The sequence below is a fragment of the Pseudomonas sp. PS01303 genome (assembly GCF_029959385.1).
GTDB classification, from domain to species: Bacteria; Pseudomonadota; Gammaproteobacteria; order Pseudomonadales; family Pseudomonadaceae; genus Aquipseudomonas; species Aquipseudomonas rustica.
The window spans coordinates 1-24,816 of record NZ_JASCPK010000014.1; the positions used below are offsets into that span (position 1 = coordinate 1).

General features: G+C 60.0%; 24 protein-coding genes. 14 read left to right on the top strand and 10 right to left on the bottom strand.

Translation table 11 applies throughout. The annotated features are described in order from the left end of the window. Positions 1 to 81: 81 nt before the first annotated feature. Entirely contained in the window at positions 82 to 726 is a 645-nt protein-coding gene (gene pyrE / locus QMX93_RS07175; RefSeq protein WP_008078597.1) for an orotate phosphoribosyltransferase, read from the bottom strand. Between the two features lie 82 nt (positions 727 to 808). Here pyrE and QMX93_RS07180 point away from each other — a divergent pair, with 82 nt between their 5' ends. Beyond that, positions 809 to 1,588 carry an exodeoxyribonuclease III gene (locus tag QMX93_RS07180; protein ID WP_007920349.1) on the top strand — a complete coding sequence of 260 codons (780 nt, stop codon included), beginning with the start codon at positions 809 to 811 and terminating at the stop codon, positions 1,586 to 1,588. 80 nt (positions 1,589 to 1,668) lie between these two features. Here the strand turns inward: QMX93_RS07180 and gltS are convergent, their stop codons facing one another. The 5 genes from gltS to rph all read right to left on the bottom strand — a co-directional run bounded on the left by gltS (position 1,669) and on the right by rph (position 6,560). Continuing rightward, positions 1,669 to 2,877 (bottom strand): sodium/glutamate symporter, encoded by a 1,209-nt coding sequence (gene gltS, locus QMX93_RS07185; RefSeq protein ID WP_282354085.1) that lies wholly within the window; start codon positions 2,875 to 2,877, stop codon positions 1,669 to 1,671. Between the two features lie 355 nt (positions 2,878 to 3,232). Beyond that, positions 3,233 to 4,423: a Xaa-Pro peptidase family protein gene (locus QMX93_RS07190; RefSeq protein WP_282354087.1), complete on the bottom strand. Its 1,191-nt coding sequence runs from the start codon at positions 4,421 to 4,423 to the stop codon at positions 3,233 to 3,235. 103 nt (positions 4,424 to 4,526) lie between these two features. Next, positions 4,527 to 5,411 carry an AraC family transcriptional regulator gene (locus QMX93_RS07195; protein WP_282354089.1) on the bottom strand — a complete coding sequence of 295 codons (885 nt, stop codon included), beginning with the start codon at positions 5,409 to 5,411 and terminating at the stop codon, positions 4,527 to 4,529. A gap of 29 nt (positions 5,412 to 5,440) precedes the next feature. Then, on the bottom strand, positions 5,441 to 5,809 hold the full coding sequence (locus QMX93_RS07200; RefSeq protein WP_053125048.1) for a DUF4870 domain-containing protein: 369 nt from the start codon (positions 5,807 to 5,809) through the stop codon (positions 5,441 to 5,443). Positions 5,810 to 5,837: 28 nt separating this feature from the next. Further along, complete coding sequence (rph, locus tag QMX93_RS07205) at positions 5,838 to 6,560, bottom strand: ribonuclease PH (RefSeq protein ID WP_282354093.1); 723 nt, start codon at positions 6,558 to 6,560, stop codon at positions 5,838 to 5,840. Positions 6,561 to 6,830: 270 nt separating this feature from the next. On the opposite strand from rph, the gene QMX93_RS07210 reads away from it, so the two are divergent. From QMX93_RS07210 to QMX93_RS07235, 6 genes are all read left to right on the top strand, one after another. After that, positions 6,831 to 7,694, top strand: a complete 864-nt coding sequence (locus tag QMX93_RS07210; protein WP_053125050.1) for a YicC/YloC family endoribonuclease — start codon at positions 6,831 to 6,833, stop codon at positions 7,692 to 7,694. A 12-nt stretch (positions 7,695 to 7,706) separates the two neighbouring features. Beyond that, positions 7,707 to 8,327 (top strand): guanylate kinase, encoded by a 621-nt coding sequence (gene gmk / locus QMX93_RS07215; protein WP_053125052.1) that lies wholly within the window; start codon positions 7,707 to 7,709, stop codon positions 8,325 to 8,327. 167 nt (positions 8,328 to 8,494) lie between these two features. Then, entirely contained in the window at positions 8,495 to 8,758 is a 264-nt protein-coding gene (gene rpoZ / locus QMX93_RS07220; RefSeq protein ID WP_016985812.1) for a DNA-directed RNA polymerase subunit omega, read from the top strand. Positions 8,759 to 8,815: 57 nt separating this feature from the next. Next, the gene (spoT, locus tag QMX93_RS07225) at positions 8,816 to 10,921 is read left to right on the top strand and encodes a bifunctional GTP diphosphokinase/guanosine-3',5'-bis pyrophosphate 3'-pyrophosphohydrolase (RefSeq protein ID WP_282354098.1); all 2,106 of its coding nucleotides are present in this window, start codon (positions 8,816 to 8,818) and stop codon (positions 10,919 to 10,921) included. Between the two features lie 24 nt (positions 10,922 to 10,945). Further along, positions 10,946 to 11,326: a RidA family protein gene (locus tag QMX93_RS07230; RefSeq protein WP_003229509.1), complete on the top strand. Its 381-nt coding sequence runs from the start codon at positions 10,946 to 10,948 to the stop codon at positions 11,324 to 11,326. Between the two features lie 69 nt (positions 11,327 to 11,395). Continuing rightward, positions 11,396 to 12,136, top strand: a complete 741-nt coding sequence (locus tag QMX93_RS07235) for a hypothetical protein (protein WP_159814951.1) — start codon at positions 11,396 to 11,398, stop codon at positions 12,134 to 12,136. Between the two features lie 211 nt (positions 12,137 to 12,347). Here the strand turns inward: QMX93_RS07235 and QMX93_RS07240 are convergent, their stop codons facing one another. Then, entirely contained in the window at positions 12,348 to 13,205 is an 858-nt protein-coding gene (locus QMX93_RS07240; RefSeq protein WP_053125056.1) for an SDR family oxidoreductase, read from the bottom strand. A gap of 188 nt (positions 13,206 to 13,393) precedes the next feature. On the opposite strand from QMX93_RS07240, the gene exbB reads away from it, so the two are divergent. The 6 genes from exbB to QMX93_RS07270 all read left to right on the top strand — a co-directional run bounded on the left by exbB (position 13,394) and on the right by QMX93_RS07270 (position 20,305). After that, the gene (gene exbB / locus QMX93_RS07245) at positions 13,394 to 14,374 is read left to right on the top strand and encodes a tonB-system energizer ExbB (RefSeq protein WP_282354102.1); all 981 of its coding nucleotides are present in this window, start codon (positions 13,394 to 13,396) and stop codon (positions 14,372 to 14,374) included. 6 nt (positions 14,375 to 14,380) lie between these two features. Beyond that, positions 14,381 to 14,809 (top strand): TonB system transport protein ExbD, encoded by a 429-nt coding sequence (exbD, locus tag QMX93_RS07250; protein WP_053125060.1) that lies wholly within the window; start codon positions 14,381 to 14,383, stop codon positions 14,807 to 14,809. Then, the gene (locus QMX93_RS07255; protein WP_038359287.1) at positions 14,806 to 15,552 is read left to right on the top strand and encodes an energy transducer TonB; all 747 of its coding nucleotides are present in this window, start codon (positions 14,806 to 14,808) and stop codon (positions 15,550 to 15,552) included. Before exbD ends, QMX93_RS07255 begins: the two co-directional genes overlap by 4 nt. 258 nt (positions 15,553 to 15,810) lie before the next feature. Further along, positions 15,811 to 16,740: a hydrogen peroxide-inducible genes activator gene (locus QMX93_RS07260; protein ID WP_282354110.1), complete on the top strand. Its 930-nt coding sequence runs from the start codon at positions 15,811 to 15,813 to the stop codon at positions 16,738 to 16,740. A 9-nt stretch (positions 16,741 to 16,749) separates the two neighbouring features. After that, positions 16,750 to 18,825 carry an ATP-dependent DNA helicase RecG gene (gene recG, locus QMX93_RS07265; RefSeq protein ID WP_053125064.1) on the top strand — a complete coding sequence of 692 codons (2,076 nt, stop codon included), beginning with the start codon at positions 16,750 to 16,752 and terminating at the stop codon, positions 18,823 to 18,825. Positions 18,826 to 18,904: 79 nt separating this feature from the next. Then, complete coding sequence (locus QMX93_RS07270; RefSeq protein ID WP_282354112.1) at positions 18,905 to 20,305, top strand: aminoacyl-tRNA deacylase and HDOD domain-containing protein; 1,401 nt, start codon at positions 18,905 to 18,907, stop codon at positions 20,303 to 20,305. 154 nt (positions 20,306 to 20,459) lie between these two features. Here the strand turns inward: QMX93_RS07270 and QMX93_RS07275 are convergent, their stop codons facing one another. Then, a complete protein-coding gene (locus tag QMX93_RS07275; protein WP_212545352.1) occupies positions 20,460 to 20,843 on the bottom strand; it encodes a helicase in 384 nt (127 codons plus the stop codon). Between the two features lie 434 nt (positions 20,844 to 21,277). On the opposite strand from QMX93_RS07275, the gene QMX93_RS07280 reads away from it, so the two are divergent. Then, positions 21,278 to 21,643: a DUF6124 family protein gene (locus QMX93_RS07280; RefSeq protein WP_282354116.1), complete on the top strand. Its 366-nt coding sequence runs from the start codon at positions 21,278 to 21,280 to the stop codon at positions 21,641 to 21,643. A 132-nt stretch (positions 21,644 to 21,775) separates the two neighbouring features. On the opposite strand, the gene QMX93_RS07285 is transcribed toward QMX93_RS07280, so the two are convergent. Both QMX93_RS07285 and QMX93_RS07290 read right to left on the bottom strand, forming a co-directional pair. Continuing rightward, a complete protein-coding gene (locus tag QMX93_RS07285; protein WP_282354118.1) occupies positions 21,776 to 22,213 on the bottom strand; it encodes a hypothetical protein in 438 nt (145 codons plus the stop codon). Positions 22,214 to 22,360: 147 nt separating this feature from the next. Next, a complete protein-coding gene (locus QMX93_RS07290) occupies positions 22,361 to 24,811 on the bottom strand; it encodes an alpha/beta hydrolase (RefSeq protein ID WP_282354120.1) in 2,451 nt (816 codons plus the stop codon). Between the last annotated feature and the right edge of the window lie 5 nt (positions 24,812 to 24,816).

Below are 24,816 nucleotides of genomic sequence, written 5' to 3' on the forward strand. Positions count from 1 at the left end.
GCCGAAGGCTGCGATCTTTTGATTCTGTTTTTAAGATCAAAAGATCGCAGCCTTCGGCAGCTCCTACAGAATGATGTCGTATCAGACGCCAAACTGGGCGCGGTACGCTTCCACGGCCGGCAAGTGCTGCTTGAGCTGTGGATCGTCAGCCAGGAACTCCAGCACCTGATTCAGCGAAACAATGCTGATCACCGGAATGCCGAAATCACGCTCGACTTCCTGAATCGCCGACAACTCGCCATTGCCACGCTCCTGACGGTTCAGCGCGATCAGCACGCCGGCAGCCTTGGCGCCGTCCTGCGAAGCAATGATTTGCATCACTTCACGGATCGCGGTGCCAGCGGTGATCACGTCGTCGATGATCAGCACGTCGCCGGTCAGCGGCGCGCCAACCAGGCTGCCGCCTTCGCCGTGGGCCTTGGCTTCCTTGCGGTTGAAGCACCATGGCAGGTCACGGTCGTGATGCTCGGCCAATGCGACGGCGGTGGTGGCCGCCAGCGGGATGCCTTTGTAGGCCGGGCCGAACAGAACGTCGAAGGGAATGCCGCTTTCGGCGATGGCTGCAGCGTAGAAACGCCCCAGTTGCGCCAGGGCCGAGCCCGAGTTGAACAGGCCGGCGTTGAAGAAGTAAGGACTGGTGCGCCCGGACTTCAGGGTGAACTCACCGAAGCGCAAAACGCCGCGATCGATGGCAAAACGAATGAAATCGCGCTGATACGCTTGCATGAAAAAAACCCCAAATACCACGGATTTAGCTAATTAGCTTGACGCCGTGTATCATACACGCACGCGATTTTTGGGGCCATTTATGCGGATCATCAGTGTGAACGTCAATGGTATTCAGGCGGCAGTCGAGCGCGGTTTGCTCAGTTGGCTGCAAGCTCAGAATGCCGACGTCATCTGCCTGCAGGACACCCGTGCCTCCGCCTTTGAACTGGATGACCCAGCCTTCCAACTGGATGGCTACTTCCTTTATGCCTGCGATGCTGAAGTCCCTGCCCAAGGCGGCGTGGCTTTGTATTCGCGGTTGCAACCGAAGGCTGTCATCAGCGGTCTCGGTTTCGAGACGGCCGACCGCTACGGGCGCTACCTGCAAGCAGATTTCGACAAAGTCAGTATTGCCACCTTGCTGCTCCCCTCGGGGATGAACGGCGATGAGGACTTGAACCAGAAGTTCAAGCTCATGGACGACTTCGGCAAGTACCTGGACAAACAGCGACGCAAACGCCGCGAGTACATTTATTGTGGCTCGCTGTACGTGGCGCAGCAGAAGCTCGACATCAAGAACTGGCGCGACAGCCAGCAATCCCCGGGCTTCCTGGCGCCGGAACGCGCCTGGATGGACGAGATTGTCGGCAACATGGGTTATGTCGATGCCCTGCGCGAAGTCAGCCGTGAAGGCGACCAGTACAGCTGGTGGCCGGACAACGAGCAGGCCGAGATGCTCAATCTGGGCTGGCGCTTCGACTACCAGATCCTGACCCCGGGCCTGCGCCGCTTTGTACGCAGCGCACGCCTGCCACGTCAGCCACGGTTCTCGCAGCACGCGCCGCTGATCGTCGACTACGACTGGACGCTGACCATCTAAGCGTCGTTTCGCAGTCAAAAAAATGCCCGTATCGCGAGATACGGGCATTTTTTGTGCGCCAGCCTAAAGCGGGCTGAACCTCAGAGCGCGACAAACATCGGCAGGGCCAGGTACAGCTTGATCACGATGACGTTAATGATGTCGATGAAGAACGCACCAACCATCGGCACCACCAGAAACGCAATCTGCGAAGGCCCGTAACGCTGCGTCACCGCCTGCATGTTGGCGATCGCCGTCGGCGTGGCACCGAGACCAAAACCGCAATGCCCTGCGGCCAGCACCGCCGCATCGTAGTTGCGGCCCATCATGCGGAACGTCACGAAAATCGCAAACAGCGCCATGACCAATGTCTGCACTGCCAGAATGATGAAGATCGGCAACGCCAGCGCCGCCAGATCCCACAGCTTCAGCGACATCAAGGCAATCGCCAAGAACAGCGACAGGCTGACATTGCCCAGCACCGACACTTCACGCTCGAACACCTGATACAGGCCCAGCGCCGAGAGGCCGTTGCGCAGCAACACACCGACAAACAGCACACAAACAAAGGTCGGCAACTCGAGCGCACTGCCTTGCAGCCAACCGTTCAGCAGATTGCCGACCAGCAGGCTAACCGCGATCAGGGCGAGTGTTTCGATAAATGAAAACGGCGTTATCGAGCGCTCTTTGTTCGGCTGTTCAAAACCCTTGGGGAGCCGTGGCGCTTGCTGATTCTGGCAACCGGGCACCTCAACCCGTTTGATCAACAGGCGAGCCACCGGCCCACCAATCAAACCGCCCAGCACCAGACCAAAAGTCGCCGAGGCGATCGCCAGTTCAGAGGCAGAAGCCAAACCGTATTTCTCACTGAACACCGTGCCCCACGCAGCGCCCGTACCGTGACCGCCCGCCAGAGTGATCGAACCGGTGAGTAGGCCCATCAGCGGGTCAAGCCCGAGCATTGTCGCGAGGCCGATGCCCATCGCGTTCTGCACCACCAGCAGCCCGGCGACCGCCAACAGAAATATCCCCACCACGCGCCCGCCCTTTCTCAGGCTGGCGAAGTCTGCACTCAAACCAATGGTGGCAAAGAACGCCAACATCAAAGGCGTTTGCAGCGAAGTATCGAAGCGCACTTCAATATCCAGCGTTCGCATTAACAACAGAACCAATGCGACTACCAGACCCCCGGCAACCGGTTCGGGAATATTGTAATTGCGCAGAAATCCAACGCGAGTAACTAAACCACGCCCCAGCAAAAGTACTAAGGAAGCGGCCACGAGTGTTCCGTAAAAATCGAGCTGAATCATTTTGATTATTCTTGGCTATATTCAGGGACGAGCTCTTTTCCTGAGCGCGCGCCGTGAATCGGCTGATTGTCTCAACACTGATTGCTGTGGAATTCAAGAACCTTCGATGGCTTGAATATATCGAAATATTTCAAGAGAAACATAACGCCGGGCAACTTTAACAATCGTCCATCGTCGATGCCAAGGACGGAGCCAGCACCAAGGCAGTGCAGTTGTGACTAAACATGTAAGAGCGAAAAATATATAACTAGATGACTACCATTCATCGGCAATAGATTATTCCTACATCCCAAAGAAACTAATCCCGTTGCATTCATGTAAATGCCCGTAGGTGAAACACGGGCATTTTTATTAATCAGAGAATTGTCTGACTGGAGATGTCTCGGGGCGCGCGCGTCAGGATGTCTGGCGTGTCGCCAATCACCACCGTGTCGTCGATCCGAAAGCCACCCAGCCCCCACTGAAAAATCCCCGGCTCAGCCGAATACACTTCGCCACCCATCAGCGCACGCGTGTTGAACGCCATGTCGTGGGGAAACTCATGGCCGACCAGCCCAAGTCCATGGCCGGTGCGATGGATGATCAAGTCCGCCACTCCATGCCGCTCGAAAACCCCTTGAGCCGCCGCATCAATCGCGCAAACCGGATTGCCCGTCACCGCCGCTTCGCACGCCGCCTCATTGGCTTCCCGTGCCGCCTCATACAACTGAACCTGCCGCGCCGATGGCTTGCCGCAAAACCAGGTGCGCTCGTTCTCGATGATCAGACCGTTGATACGCGGAATGATGATGTTCACCAGACCATGACCCTTCTCGATCCGCGCGCCGCACTGCCGACCATCGCCGTGGGGTGCACAGCTCGCCGGGCCGGACAGGGTGAAAAACTCGATGCACTGCACATCCTCTCCGGGGAATCGATTGGCCGCTTCTTCGACAAACAGTGCCGCCATGCTCATGTCCAGCTCCTGCACCAATCGTCCGGGGCGGATGTTTTCCCGGTAGCGATCCTGCAACCAATCCGTCAACGCACAGGCTTCGCGCATCAGTTGGATCTCTTCGGCATGCTTGACTAGCCGCAACGTGCGGCACTCTTCGGTCGCGTTTTGCAGCACCAACGATGGCAGCAAAGTACCGACGCGAGCCAACGGCGCCGTGATCGCGTCGACGCCAATGCGCGACCGATGCAGCCCGGCATCGCGCAAAGATTGTGCGACCAGCTCACTCCACTGACTGACCAAGGGCAGGCGATTTTGCACACGCGGATGCTCGGCATAAAAACGTGCATCCTCGATCCAAAGATGCCCGGCTTCTTTGGTGAAACGCCAATGATGCGTCGATAGCTCATGAGCGATCACAAACGGCGCGCCGTTCCTCGGTACGACGCACAGAATCGGCCGTTCCCACGTCTCGACGTCGGTATTGAAGTTGGTCGCAAACTGGAAGAAGTCGGCCTGGGTGAACATCAAAGCATCAAAGCCTTCGCGATCCATCAGCGAGTACATGAGTTGCAGGCGATAGTCGCGCACAGCGTGTCCGAGGTGTGCCATTGGCTGGCTCCGTGTCGTTGAAGTGCGGACAGTGTTCAACGAGGGCAGAGCTGACGTCGCGCCGATCCTTGCTCAATTGCCGGTACTTTCTTGCTCACGAGTTTTACCGGGACTGGCGAAAATCCGTCGGGCTGATGCCATAGGCTTTACGAAAGACTCGGGCGAAATGGCTGGAGTCGGCAAACCCGGATTCCAGGGCAATTTCCAAAATAGTCTTGGCGGAGTTTTCCAAAGCGTTGCGCGCCCGTTGCAGGCGCACAACCAGTACATGGGCATGCGGTGAAGTGCCAAAGGCGCGTTTGAATTCGCGAGCGAAGTGGAATTCACTCATCGCCGCAATTGCCGCCAACCGGGCAATGCAGAGCTTTTCGCAGGAGTGACGCTCGATGTAGCGCAAGGCATCCATCAGGCCTTGGCTGGCAACTCTTGGCTGGGTGCTCGAAAGCTCATAACTGTTCAATAAATGAGCAATCAATACCTGAACGCTTAGATCCGCCTGCTCACGGGCGCCCCGACTGTTGTCACCGATGGACAGCGCCAATTGCCGGGCCAGCAAATGAGCCACTCTGTCGTTTTGATACAGCGGCTGATGCGTTCCGCGAAATCCGGCGAAGCTCAATCCTTGCTCCTGCGCCGCAGCGGTCAACGCCGGCATTGGCAAATGCACATGAAGGATGTCGAAAGCGCTACGAGTGTCCCAGCTCGCGGATTGGCTGGGCTGCAGCAATCGCACCTGACCACTGTGAATCTGCCCATCCCACACCTGCCGGCCGCCAACAGCGGCACGCGATTGCATGGGCGCAAGCATCACGCTGAGCAAAACATGCTCACGCGGTTCAGTACGTTCAAAGTGATAGCTGTCTGTGGATGAACGCTGCCAGCGGAACACCGCAGCGCCGGTCGATTGCAGATCCGTCAGCACGGCGGCGGGTTTCATCCGCCATTCCTCGGTCTGCTGCTCGATAGAAGGAAAGACCGGCTGAGCCATTGCGCACTCCGCCTGTCAGGCCCGCGAGCCTACTTGATCAACCGCCAGGTAAACGGATACCGGTACGGATAGCCTTCGTTGGCCTTCACCCCGGCAATGATCGTCAGCACCAGTGCGCCGATGCCCAGTATCACGATCAGGACGAAGCCAATGAGCAGCAGCATCAGCAGGAAGCAGATCAACGACGCAATCGCCACGGTGATCTGAAAATTCAGCGCCTCTTTGCCCTGGGCATCGATAAACGGATCCTTTTCACGCTTCATCTGCCAGAGAATCAACGGCCCGATCAGGTTGCCGAACGGAATCCAGATCCCCAGCAAAGCGGACAAGTGACAAAACATCGCCCATTGGCGAACCTCCTGGCTCGGTTTGGGCAGCAGCGCTTGCTCGTCACTCATCGCACTCTCCTTGCGGTTATGAACCTGCTCAGTCAGCCAGTGCGGCCTTCTGCAGTTCGAAAATCTCGTTCATGCCTTGCTTGGCCAGTTCCAGCATGGCGTTGAGGTCTTCCGGCTGGAACGGCGCGCCTTCAGCGGTGCCCTGCACTTCGATGAAACCACCGGTGCTGGTCATCACGACGTTGAGGTCGGTCTCGGCAGCGGAATCTTCAAGATAGTCCAGATCCAGTACCGCTTCGCCCTGATACATGCCGACCGATACCGCGCCGATCATTTGCTTGAGCGGGTCGCCGCCCTTCAGGCCGCCGCGCTTCTTGATTACTTTCAGCGCATCAACCAGAGCAACCATGGCGCCGGTGATGGATGCAGTGCGGGTGCCGCCGTCAGCCTGGATCACGTCGCAGTCGACGTACAGGGTGACGTCGCCCAGCATGGACATGTCCAGCGCAGCGCGCAGGGAACGGCCGATCAGGCGCTGGATTTCCAGAGTGCGACCGCCCTGCTTGCCACGGCTCGCTTCACGCTGGTTACGCTCGCCAGTGGCGCGCGGCAGCATGCCGTACTCGGCGGTCAACCAACCCTGGCCCTGACCTTTGAGGAAACGCGGCACGCCGTTTTCGACGCTGACGGTGCAGATGACTTTGGTATCACCGAATTCGACCAGCACCGATCCTTCGGCGTGTTTGGTGTAATTGCGGGTAATGCGGATCGAGCGGAGCTGATCGGCAGCGCGACCACTTGGACGTTTCATAGGAGATACCTGTACTGAGGACGGAAAACTGCCGAGCATTATAGAGTGGTGCACCGCGACTGGGCACGGGTTAAAAATTCGAGCCGACGACCGAAGGCCCTGAAACACGCATTACCGACGGGCTGCAGCCCTTTGTCACACCGTGTGTTTGGGCGCATTCGCCGCACTGCGCTACAATCCTGCGCCTTTGCTGCCAGTCGGCATAAATTCATTGATATCGCGCTTGCGGAACCCAGGTTTCGCGCCGATCTGCATTGCGAGGTTACCGCCATGGTGCACAGCATGACCGCCTTCGCCCGCGTCGAGAAAGCCGGCGTACAGGGCACCCTGAGCTGGGAACTGCGCTCGGTCAACAGTCGCTATCTGGAACCGCACCTGCGCTTGCCGGAAACCTTTCGCGACCTCGAAGGCGCGGTGCGTGAAGCGCTGCGTCAGGGCCTGTCGCGGGGCAAACTGGAATGCACCCTGCGTTTCACCGAAGAAAGCACCGGCAAAGCGCTGCAAATCGACCGCGAGCGCGCCGCGCAACTGGTTGCTGCCGCTGAAACCATCGCTGGTCTGATCAAAAACCCGGCAGCGCTGAACCCGCTGGAAGTCCTGGCCTGGCCTGGCGTGCTGGTCGGCGATGCAACCGATCCACAGGCGCTGAACGCCGAAGCGCTGGCCCTGTTCAATCAAGGTCTGAAAGAGTTGAAGGCGGGTCGCGAGCGCGAAGGCGCGGAGCTGGCCCGGTTGATCAACGAGCGCCTGACATCGATCGAAGCAGACGTCGTGACCCTGCGTGAACTGGTGCCGCAGATGCTCGCGACCCAACGCCAGAAAGTCCTCGACCGCTTCGCCGACATGAAGGCCGAGCTGGATCCGCAGCGTCTGGAACAGGAAATGGTCATCCTCGCGCAAAAGAGCGACGTGGCCGAAGAACTGGATCGCCTGAGCACCCACATCATCGAAGTGCGCCGGGTGCTCAAGTCCGGCGGTGCAGCCGGGCGTCGCCTGGACTTCCTGATGCAGGAGCTCAACCGCGAAGCCAACACATTGGGCTCCAAGGCCTTCGATCCGCGCAGCACCCAAGCCGCCGTCAACCTCAAGGTGTTGATCGAGCAGATGCGCGAACAAGTGCAGAATATTGAGTAAGGCAACCCCGACATGACCCACAGCACCGGCACCCTGTACATCATTTCCGCCCCTTCGGGCGCGGGCAAGAGCAGTCTGGTCAAGGCTTTGACCGACGCCAACGCGGAGATCCGCGTTTCGGTTTCGCACACCACCCGCGCCATGCGTCCGGGCGAAGTCGACGGCGTGAACTATCACTTCGTGACGCGCGAAGCGTTTGTGAAGATGGGCGAACACGGCGATTTCCTTGAGCGCGCCGAGGTTTTCGGCAACCTCTACGGCACCTCGCAAAGCCATCTGCAGCAAACCCTCGACGCGGGTCACGACCTGATTCTGGAGATCGACTGGCAAGGCGCCGAGCAAGTGCGCAAGCTGATGCCGCAGGCACGCTCGATCTTCATTCTGCCGCCGTCGCTGCAAGCACTGCATTCGCGTTTGACCAACCGTGGTCAGGACAGCGACGAAATCATCGACGGCCGCATGCGTGAAGCGGTCAGCGAAATGAGCCACTACGTCGACTACGACTACCTGATCATCAACGACGATTTCGCCCACGCGCTGGACGATCTGAAGGCGATTTTCCGCGCCAATCAGCTAATTCAGAAGCGTCAGCAACAGCTTCACGGCAAATTGCTGGCCGAATTGCTCGGTTAATCAGCACTTCCCAAAAGGCCTGCAAGCGCTTTACATTGGCACTTGCAGCGCGTTGAAGGGCTTGGTTAAAAAATCAGCGCTTCCCTAATCGCTGGTGATTTTTTAAACTGTTGAGTCCGCTCGCCCAACCGGGCAGCGCGCATATTGCATTCGCTCCGAGGAATACCATGGCCCGCGTAACCGTTGAAGACTGCCTGAACCACGTGGAAAACCGTTTTGAGCTGGTCATGCTCTCTACCAAACGTGCCCGTCAACTGGCCACCGGCGGCAAAGAGCCACTGGTTCAGTGGGAAAACGACAAGCCTACCGTTGTAGCGCTGCGTGAAATCGCTGAAGGCCTGATGAGCTACGAGTTCATCGCCGAGCAAGAAATCGTCCAGGATGAGCCGCTGTTCGCAGCGTTCGAGGACGAGTCCAACGAGGCCGTCTAAGCCTATGCCTGGTCGACGTAGCACGGCGCGGGATCACAGCTTACGGCAGGAATCATCATGCCGAGCATAGACGCCCTCGCCGATCGCTTATCGACCTACCTCGGCAACGACCAGGTCAACCTGGTCCGCCGAGCGTATTTCTACGCCGAACAAGCCCATGACGGTCAACGCCGTCGCAGCGGCGAGGCGTACGTCACGCATCCTCTTGCCGTGGCCAATATTCTTGCCGACATGCACATGGATCATCAGAGCCTGATGGCCGCGATGCTGCATGACGTGATCGAAGACACCGGTATCGCCAAAGAAGCGCTGCAAGCGCAGTTCGGTGAAACCGTCGCCGAACTGGTCGACGGGGTCAGCAAACTGACCCAGATGAATTTCGAGACCAAGGCCGAAGCCCAGGCCGAAAACTTCCAGAAAATGGCCATGGCCATGGCGCGCGACATTCGCGTGATCCTGGTCAAACTCGCCGACCGCCTGCACAACATGCGCACGCTGGAAGTGCTGTCCGGCGAAAAACGCCGGCGGATCGCCAAGGAAACCCTCGAAATCTACGCGCCCATCGCCAACCGGCTGGGCATGCATGCGATCCGCATCGAATTCGAAGACCTCGGCTTCAAGGCCATGCACCCGATGCGTTCCGCGCGGATCTACCAGGCGGTCAAACGCGCCCGGGGCAACCGCAAGGAAATCGTCAACAAGATCGAAGAATCCCTTGGCCATTGCCTCGCTATCGACGGCATCCTGGGCGAAGTCAGCGGTCGTCAGAAACACCTCTACGGCATCTACAAGAAAATGCGCGGCAAGCGTCGGGCCTTCAACGAGATCATGGACGTCTACGCGTTCCGGATCATCGTCGACAAGGTCGATACCTGCTACCGCGTGCTAGGCGCTGTACATAATTTGTACAAACCGTTGCCGGGGCGCTTCAAGGATTACATCGCGATCCCTAAAGCCAACGGCTATCAGTCGCTGCATACCACGCTGTTCGGCATGCACGGTGTACCGATCGAGATTCAGATCCGTACCCGCGAAATGGAAGAGATGGCCAACAACGGCATCGCCGCCCATTGGCTGTACAAATCCAGTGGTGACGAGCAGCCGAAAGGCACTCACGCCCGCGCCCGTCAGTGGGTAAAAGGCGTGCTGGAAATGCAGCAACGTGCCGGCAACTCGCTGGAGTTCATCGAGAGCGTGAAGATCGACCTGTTCCCGGACGAGGTCTACGTGTTCACGCCGAAAGGCCGGATCATGGAGCTGCCGAAAGGCTCCACGGCGGTCGACTTTGCTTACGCGGTACACACCGACGTCGGCAACAGCTGCATCGCCTGCCGGATCAACCGTCGTCTCGCACCGCTGTCCGAACCGCTGCAAAGCGGCTCCACGGTCGAGATCGTCAGCGCACCCGGCGCTCGTCCAAATCCGGCATGGCTGAATTTCGTGGTGACCGGCAAGGCGCGTACGCACATCCGCCATGCGCTGAAACTGCAGCGCCGTTCCGAGTCCATCAGCCTCGGCGAACGCCTGCTGAACAAGGTGCTCAACGGTTTCGACAGTTCGCTGGAGAAAGTCCAGGCCGAACGCGTCAAAGCGATGCTCACCGAGTACCGCCTCGAACTGATCGAAGATTTGCTTGAAGACATTGGCCTGGGCAACCGCATGGCCTACGTCGTCGCCCGCCGCCTGCTCGGCGAAGGCGAACAGTTGCCAAGCCCGGAAGGCCCGCTGGCGATTCGCGGCACCGAAGGTCTGGTGCTGAGCTACGCCAAGTGCTGCACGCCGATCCCGGGCGACCCGATTGTCGGGCACCTGTCGGCGGGCAAAGGCATGGTCGTGCACCTCGACAACTGCCGCAATATCAGCGAAATACGGCACAACCCGGAAAAATGCATCCAGCTCTCGTGGGCCAAGGATGTCACCGGCGAATTCAACGTCGAACTGCGCGTCGAGCTGGAACACCAGCGCGGCCTGATCGCTCTGCTGGCCAGCAGCGTCAACGCAGCCGACGGCAATATCGAGAAAATCAGCATGGACGAACGCGATGGTCGCATCAGCGTTGTCCAGTTGGTGGTCAGCGTCCACGACCGAGTGCACCTGGCCCGCGTGATCAAGAAACTGCGCGCCTTGACCGGGGTGATCCGCATCACCCGCATGCGTGCATAACGCAACCCTAACAAGGAGTCCTACATGACCAAGACTGTTATCACCAGCGACAAGGCCCCGGCCGCCATCGGTACTTACTCCCAGGCGATCAAGGCCGGCAACACTGTTTACATGTCGGGTCAGATTCCTCTGGACCCAAAAACCATGGAACTGGTTGAAGGCTTCGAAGCCCAGACCGTCCAGGTGTTCGAGAACCTCAAAGCCGTGGCCGAAGCCGCTGGTGGTTCGTTCAAAGACATCGTCAAACTGAACATCTTCCTCACCGACCTGAGCCACTTCGCCAAGGTCAACGAGATCATGGGCAAATACTTCGACCAGCCGTACCCGGCCCGCGCCGCCATCGGCGTTGCTGCCCTGCCAAAGGGTTCGCAGGTTGAAATGGATGCCATTCTGGTCATCGAGTGATGCGCACGGCGCGGCCTTCAAACGCCGCGCCGACTGCTCTGCAAGAAAAGGTTTTGAAAGGATTCCACCATGCGCAAAGCGCTAGCTCTTCCGCTGCTCGCCCTCCTCCTCGGCGGCTGCGCCAGCAACCCTGCCGACCGTGACATCAGCGGCACCTGGATCAATCAGGTGGCGATCAATGCTGCAGCCAAGGGCGGCCCCCTGCGCGAAGCACTTCAGGCTTACGGCCCGAACCTTGAGTGGGACGTCAACACCAAGGCCAGTCAGGCCCGCTACACCAACGGTTTTGAGAACGTCGAAGGACGGCTGCTCGGCGAAGAGTCCGGCACCTGGAAAGTCGACTTCTATGGCAGCTCCGCCAGCGCACTGAAACGCGACGGCAGCCAACTGCAACAGGCCGCCGGCGATAACGAACCCGAGCAACTGTTCGATCGCGCACCGATTCCGGTACCGGAAGGCGCGCCGATTGGTGCGAGTTTCGAGCGTGCGCTGTATTCCGCCTACATGGGCGGCAGCTGGAAAATCACCAGCGGTGAAGGCGAAGGCGCCACCGTACAGTTCCAGGCCGATGGCCAGGTATCCGGTTTGCCGGGTGCCGATCGATATGCGCTGTGCCTGGCGGGCGATTGCGCGTCGATGAGCAACGGCAACGACAGCATGTGGCTGCAACAGAACGGTCAGGGCAATAACTGGATCTTTGTGCGCAAGGGCAAAGAGCTGGAAATCCTGCAAGCAGTGAACTCGGCGCTGGCGGATGAACAGCCGCAGTTCACACCGGGTGCTCGCAAGTGGTTGCTGGAAAAACAGTAATCACCTTCTGAAACCACTGAATATCCAAGGTGGGAACCTCTGTGGTGAGGGGATTTATCCCCGATCGGCTGCGAAGCAGTCGCAAAACCTTTGTACGCGGTTTATCTGATCAACCGCGATTGCAGGATTTGGGGCCGCTGCGCGACCCATCGGGGATAAATCCCCTCGCCACAGGGGATCGGTTCCCACAGTGGTTTGTGGTGTTACGCCGTCAGCATTTACCTTCGAGGATCGCGGCGTAGCCTTCGCGGTAGCTTGGGTATGTTGGCGTCCAGCCGAGGGCCTTTGCCCGGGCATTGCTGCAGCGCTTGCTGCCCGTGCGCCGCACGCTCGCCTCTGCCGCCCACTCGGTCACACCCAGATACTCGCGCAACCAGTCGACCACTTCGGCCAACGGTGCCGGTGCATTGTCGACGCCGATGTAGATGTTCTCCAGCGCAGTCCCCTGCCGATCCGCCTCGAGCAAAAACTTCAGCAGACCCGCCGCGTCGTCCGCGTGAATGCGATTGCCATACAGCGGTGGCTCGACGGCGACGCGATAACCCTCGCGAACTTGCGTCAGCAGACGCTCGCGGCCAGGGCCGTAAATACCGGTCAGGCGCAGGATGCTCGCCGGGATACCGCTTTTGAGCGCGACTTGCTCAGCCTCAAGCATCAACCGTCCGGAGAAACCGCTGGCCACTGTCGCCGAGGTTTCGTCCACCCACTCGCCATCCATCTGCCCATAAACACTGCTGCTGGATACAAACAACAGCCGCTCCGGCACCTGGCCATAGTCATCCAGCCAGCTCAACACATTCTGCAAACCCTGCACATAAGCCGCGCGGTACCCGGCTTCATCGTGATTGGTCGCAGCAGCGCAATACACCAGGTAATCCACCGCACCGATCGGCCAAGTGTCCGGGCAATCTTCATTAAAGAGATCCCCGGCAACACCAATGACACCCTCAGGCAAACGTGACACATCGCGGCGCAAGCCATGGACTTCCCAGCCAGCGGCCAGCAATTGCGTGGCCAGACGACTACCAATATCGCCACAACCGGCAATCAGAACAGAAGGCGCAGACATCAGAAAACTCCCATCGGAAAGCGACAGACTAGGCCCGGCGAGTGACGAGCGGCTAGCAATCAAGGAAAAAAAGATACTCTATTACTTTTGTTAACAAGAATTACTTGCAATAATGCCTGCCACTTTTGTTCTCGGCCTCACGAGGCCTGGAAGAGCATCATCGTTTTTCTATCTCAGGTCCGGCCAGCATGACACGTAATCAAATCCCCGCTTCGCCAACCCAACGACCTCGCGCCTGGAGCGCAGTGGCGGCTCTGCTGCTCAGCCTGATGCTGGCACCGACCGCCGCCTTCGCCGACGCGCAAGCGCCAGCCGCACCGGCCGCACCGGCCGCGACCGAACAGCACGCTCCTGCTGCTGACGCGCCTGCCACCGCCCCGGCTGCCGCACCGACTGCAACCGATCCAGTGCAAGCGGTAGACGCTGCCGACGTTCCTGAAGTTCTCGAAGCCGACAACACGCTGGGCATGGCCCACGACCTGTCGCCGTGGGGCATGTACCAGAACGCCGACATCATCGTGAAAATCGTGATGATCGGTCTGGCCATCGCTTCCATCATCACCTGGACCATCTGGATCGCCAAAGGCTTTGAGCTGATGGGCGCCAAGCGTCGTCTGCGTGGCGAAATCGCTGCCCTGAAGAAAGCCACCACCCTTAAAGAAGCCAGCGCCACGGCCGGCAAGGAAGGCACCCTCGCCAACCTGCTGGTGCACGACGCACTGGAAGAGATGCGCCTGTCGGTCAACAGCCGCGAGAAAGAAGGCATCAAGGAACGCGTCAGCTTCCGTCTTGAGCGTCTGGTTGCAGCCTGCGGTCGCAACATGAGCAGCGGCACCGGCGTCCTCGCCACCATCGGTTCCACCGCGCCGTTTGTCGGTCTGTTCGGTACCGTGTGGGGCATCATGAACTCCTTCATCGGCATCGCCAAAACCCAGACCACCAACCTCGCCGTTGTGGCACCGGGTATTGCTGAAGCCCTGCTGGCCACCGCACTGGGTCTGGTTGCAGCGATTCCAGCGGTTGTGATCTACAACGTCTTCGCCCGCTCGATCGCCGGTTACAAGGCGCAGGTTTCCGATGCTTCGGCAGAAGTCCTGTTGCTGGTCAGCCGCGACCTCGACCACCAGCCTGAGCGCAGCTCGCAGCCGCACATGGTTAAAGTGGGGTAATCGGCCATGGGCCTGCATTTGAAAGAAGGCGCAGACGACGATCTGGCCGAGAACCACGAAATCAACGTCACGCCGTTTATCGACGTGATGCTGGTGCTGTTGATCATCTTCATGGTGGCCGCTCCGTTGGCCACTGTGGACATCAAAGTCGACCTGCCTGCCTCGACCGCCAAACCGGCGCCGCGGCCAGAGAAACCGGTGTTCCTCAGCGTAAAAGCTGATCAGCGCCTGTTCCTCGGCGAAGACGAAGTGAAGCCCGAAGCACTGGGCGCCACCCTCGACGCCAGAACCAAGGGCAAGAAAGACACCACCATCTTCTTCCAGGCTGACAAAGGCGTGGATTACGGCGACCTGATGAGCGTGATGGATAACCTGCGTTCCGCCGGTTACCTGAAGGTCGGCCTGGTAGGACTTGAGACGGCAGCCAAGAAATGATCACGACGCGCCATAAGCTGACGCGTTACAGCGGTAGCCTGGCCGTGGTGCTGGGCGTTCATGCGCTGGCCATCGCGCTGGCGCTGAACTGGACCGCCCGCCCGCCCATCGAATTGCCGCCGCAGGCAATGATGGTCGAGCTGGCCCCGGTTCCGGCCCCGCCACCGCCTGCTCCGCCGAAAGTCGTCACACCGCCGCAGCCACCGGCTCCGGTTGAAGAGTTGCCGATTCCGAAACTGGCCGAAGCCCCGAAAGCTGAAATCGCGGTGCAGAAACCTAAACCGAAGCCCAAGCCTAAACCGCCGAAGCCGGTCGAGAAGAAGCTGCCCGATCCGCCGAAGGAGAAACCTTCCGAGGAAAAACCGGCCGACACCCAGCCGACTCAGGCACCGACGGAGAAATCCGCCCAGCCTGCGCCAGGCCCGTCGCCGGCCCAGATGGCTGCCAAAGCCAGCTGGCAAGGCACCCTGCTCGCGCATTTGGCCAAGTACAAAAAGTACCCGGCCAGTGCTCAGGCACGCGGCAAGGAAGGCTTGAACCGTCTGCGTTTCGTGGTGGATGCCGAAGGTAACGTGCTGTCGTTCGAACTGGTGGGCCGCTCTGGCAACGCTGATCTTGACCGGGCTACCCTGGAAATGATTCGCCGCGCACAACCGCTGCCAAAGCCACCGGCTGACATGCTGAACAACGGCTCGATTGAAATTGTTGCACCGTTTGTTTACTCCCTCGAACGCCGCCGTTAACGCGGTCTGTAGGAGCTGAGCTTGCTCGCGAAAGCGATGTGTCAGAGAAAGATGTACTGACTGACACGCCGCCTTCGCGAGCAAGCTCGGCTCCTACAAGGTCAGCGCAAAGCCCAAAAGGCACCGAAAGGTGCCTTTTGCATATCTGCCAGCGGCAAACCGACATTGCCCGGTGTCGCATGTCGCCCTCAGTCTGATAACGTGCGTCTATCGATTGCAGCCGGTATGCTTGGCCCGCATCTTCATGGACGCTTTGCTATGACCCTCACAGAATTACGCTACATCGTTACCCTCGCCCAAGAGCAGCATTTCGGCCACGCGGCCGAGAAATGCCACGTCAGCCAGCCGACCCTATCGGTGGGCGTGAAGAAACTTGAAGACGAACTCGGTGTGCTGATTTTCGAGCGCAGCAAGAGCGCCGTGCGCGTGACCCCGGTCGGCGAAGGCATCGTCGCCCAGGCGCAGAAAGTTCTTGAGCAAGCCCAAGGCATCCGCGAACTGGCCCAGGCCGGCAAGAATCAGCTGACCGCACCGCTGAAAGTCGGCGCGATCTACACCGTCGGCCCGTACCTGTTCCCGCACCTGATTCCACAACTGCACCGGGTCGCCCCGCAGATGCCGTTGTACATCGAAGAAAACTTCACCCACGTGCTGCGCGACAAACTGCGCAACGGCGAACTCGACGCGATCATCATCGCCCTGCCGTTCAACGAAGCCGACGTGCTGACCCTGCCGCTGTACGACGAGCCGTTCTACGTGCTCATGCCGGCCCAGCACCCGTGGACGAAAAAAGAATCCATCGACGCCGGCCTGCTCAACGACAAGAGCCTGCTGCTGCTTGGTGAAGGTCACTGCTTCCGTGATCAAGTGCTGGAAGCCTGCCCGACCCTGACCAAGGGCAACGACGGCGCCAAGCACACCACGGTCGAATCCAGTTCGCTGGAAACCATTCGCCATATGGTTGCGTCCGGTCTGGGTATCTCGATCCTGCCGTTGTCGGCTGTTGACAGCCATCACTACGCCCCCGGCGTGATCGCAGTGCGTCCGCTGTCGCCACCGGTGCCGTTCCGCACCGTGGCCATCGCCTGGCGTGCGAGTTTCCCACGGCCGAAAGCCATCGAAATCCTCGCCGACTCCATTCGCCTGTGCTCGGTGGCCAAGCCAGCGACACCGGTTACGGCCGGTTAAGCGAGCGTCATGACTGAGCTGTCGCAAGTGTCGGTGACGGCACTCAAGGGTGTCGGTGAAGCCATGGCCGAGAAATTGGCCAAGGTCGGTCTGGAGAATCTCCAGGACGTGTTGTTTCACCTGCCGCTGCGTTATCAGGATCGCACCCGCGTGGTGCCGATCGGCCATTTGCGACCGGGTCAGGACGCCGTGGTCGAAGGTACCGTCAGCGGCGCCGACGTGGTCATGGGCCGCCGCCGCAGCCTCGTCGTGCGCATGCAGGACGGCACCGGCGGGCTCAGTCTGCGCTTTTACCATTTCAGCAACGCGCAGAAAGAAGGGCTCAAGCGCGGCACGCGGATTCGCTGCTACGGCGAAGCCCGGCCCGGCGCCTCAGGCCTGGAAATCTACCACCCGGAATATCGCGCGATCACCGGCGACGAACCACCGCCAGTGGATGAAACCCTGACCCCGGTTTACCCGCTGACCGAAGGCCTGACCCAAGCGCGCCTGCGTCAGCTGTGCATGCAGACGCTGACGATGCTCAAGCCCGACACCCTGCCCGACTGGCTGCCGACCGAACTGGCGCGCGACTATCAACTGGCGCCGCTGGCCGACGCGATCCGCTACCTGCACAACCCGCCCGCCGATGCCGACGTCGACGAACTCGCCCTCGGTCATCACTGGGCGCAGCATCGTCTGGCCTTCGAAGAGCTGCTGACGCATCAACTGTCGCAACAACGTCTGCGCGAAAGCATGCGTTCTTTGCGCGCGCCAGCGATGCCGAAAGCGAAAAAGTTGCCGCCGAAATATCTGGCGAATCTTGGCTTCAACCCGACCGGCGCCCAACAGCGCGTCGGCAACGAAATCGCCTACGACCTCAGCCAACATGAACCGATGCTGCGGCTGATTCAGGGTGACGTCGGCGCGGGTAAAACCGTGGTCGCCGCCCTCGCCGCTCTGCAAGCGCTGGAAGCCGGTTATCAAGTCGCGCTGATGGCGCCGACCGAAATTCTCGCCGAACAACACTTCATCACCTTCAAGCGCTGGCTCGAACCGCTGGGCATCGAAGTGGCGTGGCTGGCCGGCAAGCTCAAGGGCAAGAACCGCGTCGCCGCGCTGGAGCAGATCGCCAGCGGCACGCCGATGGTGGTCGGCACCCACGCGCTGTTCCAGGACGAAGTGAAATTCAAGAATCTGGCGCTGGTGATCATCGACGAACAGCATCGCTTCGGTGTGCAGCAACGTCTGGCGCTGCGGCAGAAAGGCGTCGGTGGGCGCATGTGTCCGCATCAACTGATCATGACCGCGACGCCGATTCCACGAACGCTGGCGATGAGCGCCTACGCCGACCTCGACACCTCGATCCTCGACGAACTGCCGCCCGGTCGAACCCCGGTCAACACCGTGCTGGTCACCGACACCCGCCGCGTCGAAGTCATCGAACGCGTGCGCGGTGCCTGCGCCGAGGGCCGTCAGGCCTATTGGGTGTGCACGCTGATCGAAGAGTCGGAAGAGCTGACCTGTCAGGCCGCCGAAACCACTTTTGAAGATCTCACCCTCGCCCTCGGCGAGTTGAAAGTCGGGCTGATTCACGGGCGCATGAAACCCGTCGAGAAGGCCGCCGTCATGGCCGAGTTCAAGGCCGGTAACCTGCAACTGCTGGTCGCGACCACGGTGATCGAAGTCGGTGTAGACGTACCCAACGCCAGCCTGATGATCATCGAAAACCCCGAGCGCCTCGGTCTCGCGCAATTGCACCAGTTACGCGGACGTGTCGGTCGGGGCAGCGCCGCCAGCCATTGCGTGCTGCTTTACCATCCGCCGCTGTCGCAGATCGGTCGCCAGCGTCTGGGGATCATGCGTGAGACCAACGACGGTTTCGTCATCGCCGAAAAAGACCTCGAACTGCGCGGCCCCGGTGAAATGCTCGGCACTCGTCAGACCGGTCTGCTGCAATTCAAGGTCGCGGATCTGATGCGCGACGCCGACTTGTTACCCGCCGTTCGTGATGCTGCGCAAGCGCTGCTGGAACGCTGGCCGACCCACGTCAGCCCGTTGCTTGACCGCTGGTTGCGCCACGGGCAGCAATACGGCCAAGTGTGAGCACCGTCGCAGTTTCTGACAGCTCGTTCTGACCAAGCTGGTTATACTCCTGCCATTGTTTCAAAAACGGATACAGACCATGACCGAAGCCGCTCTCGCCCCCGAATCCCCGCACGCGCCGTCTGTCATTCGGCTGTTGCTGGACAAGCTCGGGATCGCCTACGAAGAAGTGCTCGACCACCACGGCCTCAATGCCTCGCGCAAGGTACAAGCCGTGTTGCTGGACGACGCTGTCGGCGCGCTGATGGTGCTGTTTCCGCAGAGCCAGTTGCTCGACCTCAATCGCCTCGCCGAACTGACGGGCCGTCGCCTGACCGCAGTGTCGACCGAGCGTCTGCAAAAGATGCTCGGCAAACACTGCCTGAGCCTGCTGCCAGGCCTGCCGGCACTGACCAGTTCGCCGTGCCTCTACGAAGAAAGCCTGCTGCGCGAGCCTAAGCTGCTGATCAACTCCGGCGAGCCGGGCGTGTTGCTGGAAATCACCAGCGAAGCCTTCAAAAGCATGCTGACCAAGGCCAGCGCCGCCAACTTCGGCGAAGCGCTGAACAGCATCCGCCCGAACCTCGACCGCCCGGACGATGACCGCGAGGAAATCACCCAGGCCGTGCAAGCGTTCACCGCACGGCGCATTCAGCAGCGCCTGGAAGCGACCATCGAGATTCCGCCGCTGGCCGAAACCGCGCAAAAAATCATCAAGCTGCGCGTCGACCCCAACGCCACCATCGACGACATCACCGGCGTCGTTGAAACCGACCCGGCGCTGGCCGCACAAGTGGTGAGCTGGGCGGCGTCGCCGTACTACGCCTCGCCGGGCAAGATTCGCTCGGTAGAAGACGCGATCGTCCGCGTGCTAGGTTTCGATCTGGTGATCAACCTCGCGCTGGGTCTGGCCCTCGGCAAGACCCTGAGCCTGCCAAAAGACCATCCGCAACACTCGACGCCGTACTGGCAGCAATCGATCTACACCGCCGCCGTCATCGAAGGCCTGACCCGCGCCATGCCGCGCGCCCAGCGCCCGGAAGCCGGCCTGACCTACCTCGCCGGTCTGCTACACAACTTCGGGTACCTGCTGCTGGCCCACGTGTTCCCGCCGCACTTCTCGCTGATCTGCCGCCACCTGGAGGTCAACCCGCACCTGTGCCACAGCTACATCGAGCAACACCTGCTCGGTATCAGCCGTGAACAGATCGGCTCGTGGCTGATGCGCTACTGGGACATGCCGGACGAACTGGCCACCGCGCTGCGCTTTCAACACGACCCAAGCTACGACGGCGCCTACGCCGAATACCCGAACCTCGTCTGCCTGGCCGTGCGATTGCTGCGTGGACGCGGGATTGGCTCGGGCCCGGATGAAGACATTCCAGACGCCCTGCTCGAACGCGTTGGCCTGACCCGCGAAAAAGCCAACGACGTCGTCAGCAAAGTCCTCGAAGCCGAAGTCCTGCTGCGCGAACTGGCCTCGCAATTCAGCCAGGGCTAAAACAAAACAGGCCCGCTCCCCCAAGGATTTACACAATCCCCCTGTGGGAGCGAGCCTGCTCGCGAAAAATCCAACTCAATCTACCAGACCGCCCCTGATCGTTCCCACGCTCCGCGTGGGAATGCATCCCGTGAGGCTCCGCGTCACCAAAGTCTCAAGCCTTAGGCTTAGCCTTCCTCGGCACCAAATACTTCATCAACCCCTGAAACCACATCACCAGCGCCGGATTGCCCTTCAGCTGAATCGACTTGTCCTGAATCCCCTGCATAAACGCCAGCTGCTTGTTCTTCGCCTGCATCGTGGCAAAGCCATAACCCGCATCTTTAAACGCAATCGCAAACGCCGGCTCTGCCACCACGCCAGACTTGCTGGTGATGCGCTGATCCTTGACCACGAAATGCCGCGCCACTTTCCCGTCCAGCGTCTGCAGCTGAAACACCAGATCCTTGTCACCCAACTGCTGCTGGAACGCAGGATTTGTCCGACTGGCCTTACCCATCAACAGACCCAGCATCCACAGAAGAAAACGAAATTTCATGCGCACAGCCTCAAAAGGAAAATGAACGGCCGGGGCAGTGTAAGGGATTCGGACGATAACGCCAGTATCTGACGCTGTTGGAAGATGATGCAGACCATTTCCCGCACGATGACCACCAAGTCACGATGCAGCGCTCCACCCATGATCGTTCCCCCGCTCCGCGTGGGAACGCATCCCGAGACGCTCCGCGTCTCACCCTTCACCTTTCCTACACCTGCCGAAACACAACCCTGTAGGAGCTGCCGAAGGCTGCGATCTTTTGATCTTCCCCCCTGCAACTCCTTAGGAAATTTCCCGCAAAGCGCGGCGGCATGCGTGAACTAGGCGAGTTGAAGGTTCATCGTTAACCTAAATCCGTCACCGCAAAATCAGTGACCGGATGTGCAAGTCCGAACTCCGGAGCAACTTTTTCCAACTCCAGAGGATTTACCCCAATGACTCCTTCACCACACGAAGCCCCAGCAGCTATCACCCCATCCGAACCCGTAGATGAAGTAACTCTCGACAAAGAAGCCGCCGAACGCGCCTTCGCTCACTACTTCCCCGCACACCCCAAAAAACCGCCTAAACGCCGCGAAGGTAGCCTCTTTAACATCTGCGACGATGTCGACACCGAAGCCCTGCTGGCCAACGCATCGGAAGACCTGCTATCCATCAGCGACATCGCCGCAGATCTGGCCGATGACATCGACGGATCACGCCGGTCAGTTGCCTTGGCGCTGAGCAGAATGGCGGATGGGGTGCATTTGATGGTGGACGGAGCGCTGGATAACATTGAGGCGCGGGCCGTCTCAGTCTAAGCCGCGAAGTGAGATCGATTAAAAAAGGGGACGCGAAGGTCCCTTTTCAGAATTCCCTGCTTTACCGCTGGCTACCTGTCTTCAGTGGCGAATTCGCCATGTGATCGAAACAGTGGAAAGATTTCAAACCCGTCAACGATTCAAAGGCAACTGAAAACGCATACGAATAATGCAATTAGCGAAGTCTTCACGAAACAGTTCAACAGCCATTTCGCAGTGCCCATCAGCGTATTGCTTCCAAAGCGGTTCGTCGAAGTCAGCCCCGCCCAACCGCTCCATCGATGTCGCCAGACCTTTCTCACGATCCTGACCAGCCATGGCCGAGGCGGCTTTGTAAAAACCGTCCAGAGATAATCCGGTTTGCAGAGCAACCAACTCTCCCAATCGTGCATTGGATGTTTGCACCAGACACCCAAGCCTATCGATCGGCGCCTCACCCCCTGGGAAAGTGCCTTGATACACCTCCTCGCAAAATCCTTCTTTGAAGCGCACCCATTTCTTCTGCACGTCTTTGACGTTGTAGCTGTTCAGCAGGCGACAAACTGACCAGTGCTTTTTTGTATTGCTCATTCAGCAAGGCATCGACCTTCTCGAAGCTTTGCTGGCCGCAAATGATCAAGTCTGGATTGGAAAAGCTATCGGGGTTGCAGGTTTCTCGTGCATGCGCCGTAAGCGCCGAGGCGGTTAGCATGATGCCGATACATAACGACCGTCTGTTCACTTCACGCCCTTCGAATTGATCAATTCCAACTCACCATCCCGATACAACACCTCACACCCCACCCACGCCGGATCCACCTGTGGCATCACCGCCGACGGCTTGCGCAATTCGCGCAACAGAGTCGAACCATGCGACAGCCGCCCACCCATCCGTGCAATCACCGCCCGCGCCGTTTGGTAATGCGCATGTCGCCCCGGATCGAGGGTGTCTTCGAGCAAAATATCTTCGCCAAGAACGCCCTGCACATGCCCCGGATAAATCATGAACCCGGTAGCCTGCTCCGCACCTTCGCGACCGTCCTGCCAGAAGCTGCCGTCGCGGGTGCGAACGTCGGGATGCGGTGCAAACCAGTGTTCGCGGTCGGACAGTGGCATGGCGTGATGCAGACGGAAGAAAATGCGCATCAGATTGTCGCGGTACCACTCGCGCACTTGCAGGTAGTAACCGCGCAGGCCCGGCAGGCCAGTCGAGTGCGCGAGGCGGATCAGCCCTGGCCATTGCGGGAATGCCTGTAACGGCAGCTCAGTCGCCGTAGGTCGAGGAGTGGCCGGATCGGTCTCCCACGGCAATCGATGCGGACTGTTTTCAAGGTTGTCGTAAGCCGTCGGCGGGCGGCCCAGTGCGTCACCGCCGCTGCTGGCCAGTGCCGTGGCGATGCACAGATTGCCTTGCACCACGAACACGTAAAACCGGGTGAACCAGTCCGCGAGTTGTTGGCCATCGGCACCTTGGGCGACGAGTTCGGCCAGTTCCTGATCGAAGCGCTGCAAGCCGTGTTCAAGCTTCATCAAATGGCCGCGAGCCTCGCGCTGCATACGCAAAAATAACGGCAAAGAACGCAGCATCTTCATCGGTTGCCACGGCAGATGCGGAGTTGCGCCACCGACCTCACCGGCGTAATTATTCGAGCTGATGCCCCAGTCGGCGAGTCGGGCGAGGAAAAGGTCGTTGTTGATGTAGGACGCGCCGCCGAACACCGCAGTGAACGGCTCGTTGTCCTGCAACACCCGCGCATCCCAACGCGCCATGATCGCCGGGATACTCGCGGCGGCTCGACGCTGGCCGTATTCCACCAGTGCGCTCGGTTGCGGCGGCAGGATCTCGGCGATGTTCGCGGCGGTCAGGTGCCGGCGCCAGCCGTAGTCGCTGATCGGTCGGTATTGCAGCAGCCACAGTTGCGAGCCATCCCAGGCCCATTCGACGTCGCCGGGCACGTAGTGGAACACGCGCAGCACGTCTTGCAGAAAGCGCCACAGCAAGTCTTCGGTCAAGCCGTGGGACGGCGTGAATGTGCCGCTGCGCCACGCATCGCCGAGCCGCGAAAGCGTTGCCCCCGCGGGGCTGACGTGACCATCGGCCAGCGATTCCAGATGCCCTTCTACCCACTCCAGTTCTACCGATAGATGCCGGACAAATGCGATGCCCGACACCGTTGGCGTGATGAAGCGCTGCACCACCACTTCCTCAACACCCTCAGACGTCAATTCAGCAATGCGCGTCGGCACGTTGGCAGAGGGCTCGCGCAAATAGGTCGTGCTCAAACCGGCATTCGCCGAATCGGCCTGATCCTCGCCGTAACTGGAGGAGCGCACCGCCCACGTCACCTCGGGCTGCGCAGCAAGAAAGGCTGACAAGCGCGGATCGTTGCAATCGTTGAGCGTCAGCGCCGCCGGTACCGGTTGCCGAGCCAACTCAGCCAAGCGCAAACGCCCACCCTTGGTGTGCGCGACAAACCCACGCTCGCCCGACTCCAGCCACGCGGCGAATTCGGCCGGCGCGTCGATCCACGGGTAATGACCCCAACCAGATTTGAGGCTGATGGTCAGATCCGCGCGGGCGAGAATCGCCGACCATGCCGCCGCTTGCTCGATGCCGAGCACGGCGTCCTGATCGCCCCAGACCAGTTCGACCGGATCGGTAATCCACTCCAGCAGCGGCAACGCCGTGTCCGCGCGAACCAGATCCCAATGCGGCACAAACGCTCGGCAACGCGCATAACCGGCGCCCATGCGCTGATACTGCGCGGGCGTCCAGGTCTGGTTGGAAAACTTGCGCGCGAACAGCGTGGGTTTGTTCGACAGCAGCCAGTGAATGGTCTTGCGGATTGGCAGCGGCGACATCAATGCCGGCAAGCGACGCTGCCACAAAAACGCCCCCACCGGCGCCAACAAAACGCTGCGGGAAAAGTGCCCGGGCCGACGTTGCAACGCATGCAATACAAGCAAGGCATTGACCCCGACCGCCATGATCGCGCTGCCCTGCTTCGTCATCGCCAGCAAGGTCTGCGCGTAGTCGGCCAGATCCTCGCAGGGCGGTTGCGGATTGGCGCCGAAGCCCGGCAACTCCAGCGGCACCACGTCGTAGCGCTGAAAGTGCGGCAGTGCGTCGTCCCACCAATCGGCGGCGCTGCCGTTGCCGGCCAGCAGGTACATCAACGGCTTGCTCATGGACG

Bases quoted from the DNA above. Each gene is read 5' to 3' on its own strand.
- pyrE (WP_008078597.1), bottom strand. From the start codon at position 726: ATGCAAGCGTATCAGCGCGATTTCATTCGTTTTGCCATCGATCGCGGC.
- QMX93_RS07180 (WP_007920349.1), top strand. From the start codon at position 809: ATGCGGATCATCAGTGTGAACGTCAATGGTATTCAGGCGGCAGTCGAG.
- gltS (WP_282354085.1), bottom strand. From the start codon at position 2,877: ATGATTCAGCTCGATTTTTACGGAACACTCGTGGCCGCTTCCTTAGTA.
- QMX93_RS07190 (WP_282354087.1), bottom strand. From the start codon at position 4,423: ATGGCACACCTCGGACACGCTGTGCGCGACTATCGCCTGCAACTCATG.
- QMX93_RS07195 (WP_282354089.1), bottom strand. From the start codon at position 5,411: ATGGCTCAGCCGGTCTTTCCTTCTATCGAGCAGCAGACCGAGGAATGG.
- QMX93_RS07200 (WP_053125048.1), bottom strand. From the start codon at position 5,809: ATGAGTGACGAGCAAGCGCTGCTGCCCAAACCGAGCCAGGAGGTTCGC.
- rph (WP_282354093.1), bottom strand. From the start codon at position 6,560: ATGAAACGTCCAAGTGGTCGCGCTGCCGATCAGCTCCGCTCGATCCGC.
- QMX93_RS07210 (WP_053125050.1), top strand. From the start codon at position 6,831: ATGGTGCACAGCATGACCGCCTTCGCCCGCGTCGAGAAAGCCGGCGTA.
- gmk (WP_053125052.1), top strand. From the start codon at position 7,707: ATGACCCACAGCACCGGCACCCTGTACATCATTTCCGCCCCTTCGGGC.
- rpoZ (WP_016985812.1), top strand. From the start codon at position 8,495: ATGGCCCGCGTAACCGTTGAAGACTGCCTGAACCACGTGGAAAACCGT.
- spoT (WP_282354098.1), top strand. From the start codon at position 8,816: ATGCCGAGCATAGACGCCCTCGCCGATCGCTTATCGACCTACCTCGGC.
- QMX93_RS07230 (WP_003229509.1), top strand. From the start codon at position 10,946: ATGACCAAGACTGTTATCACCAGCGACAAGGCCCCGGCCGCCATCGGT.
- QMX93_RS07235 (WP_159814951.1), top strand. From the start codon at position 11,396: ATGCGCAAAGCGCTAGCTCTTCCGCTGCTCGCCCTCCTCCTCGGCGGC.
- QMX93_RS07240 (WP_053125056.1), bottom strand. From the start codon at position 13,205: ATGTCTGCGCCTTCTGTTCTGATTGCCGGTTGTGGCGATATTGGTAGT.
- exbB (WP_282354102.1), top strand. From the start codon at position 13,394: ATGACACGTAATCAAATCCCCGCTTCGCCAACCCAACGACCTCGCGCC.
- exbD (WP_053125060.1), top strand. From the start codon at position 14,381: ATGGGCCTGCATTTGAAAGAAGGCGCAGACGACGATCTGGCCGAGAAC.
- QMX93_RS07255 (WP_038359287.1), top strand. From the start codon at position 14,806: ATGATCACGACGCGCCATAAGCTGACGCGTTACAGCGGTAGCCTGGCC.
- QMX93_RS07260 (WP_282354110.1), top strand. From the start codon at position 15,811: ATGACCCTCACAGAATTACGCTACATCGTTACCCTCGCCCAAGAGCAG.
- recG (WP_053125064.1), top strand. From the start codon at position 16,750: ATGACTGAGCTGTCGCAAGTGTCGGTGACGGCACTCAAGGGTGTCGGT.
- QMX93_RS07270 (WP_282354112.1), top strand. From the start codon at position 18,905: ATGACCGAAGCCGCTCTCGCCCCCGAATCCCCGCACGCGCCGTCTGTC.
- QMX93_RS07275 (WP_212545352.1), bottom strand. From the start codon at position 20,843: ATGAAATTTCGTTTTCTTCTGTGGATGCTGGGTCTGTTGATGGGTAAG.
- QMX93_RS07280 (WP_282354116.1), top strand. From the start codon at position 21,278: ATGACTCCTTCACCACACGAAGCCCCAGCAGCTATCACCCCATCCGAA.
- QMX93_RS07285 (WP_282354118.1), bottom strand. From the start codon at position 22,213: ATGAGCAATACAAAAAAGCACTGGTCAGTTTGTCGCCTGCTGAACAGC.
- QMX93_RS07290 (WP_282354120.1), bottom strand. From the start codon at position 24,811: ATGAGCAAGCCGTTGATGTACCTGCTGGCCGGCAACGGCAGCGCCGCC.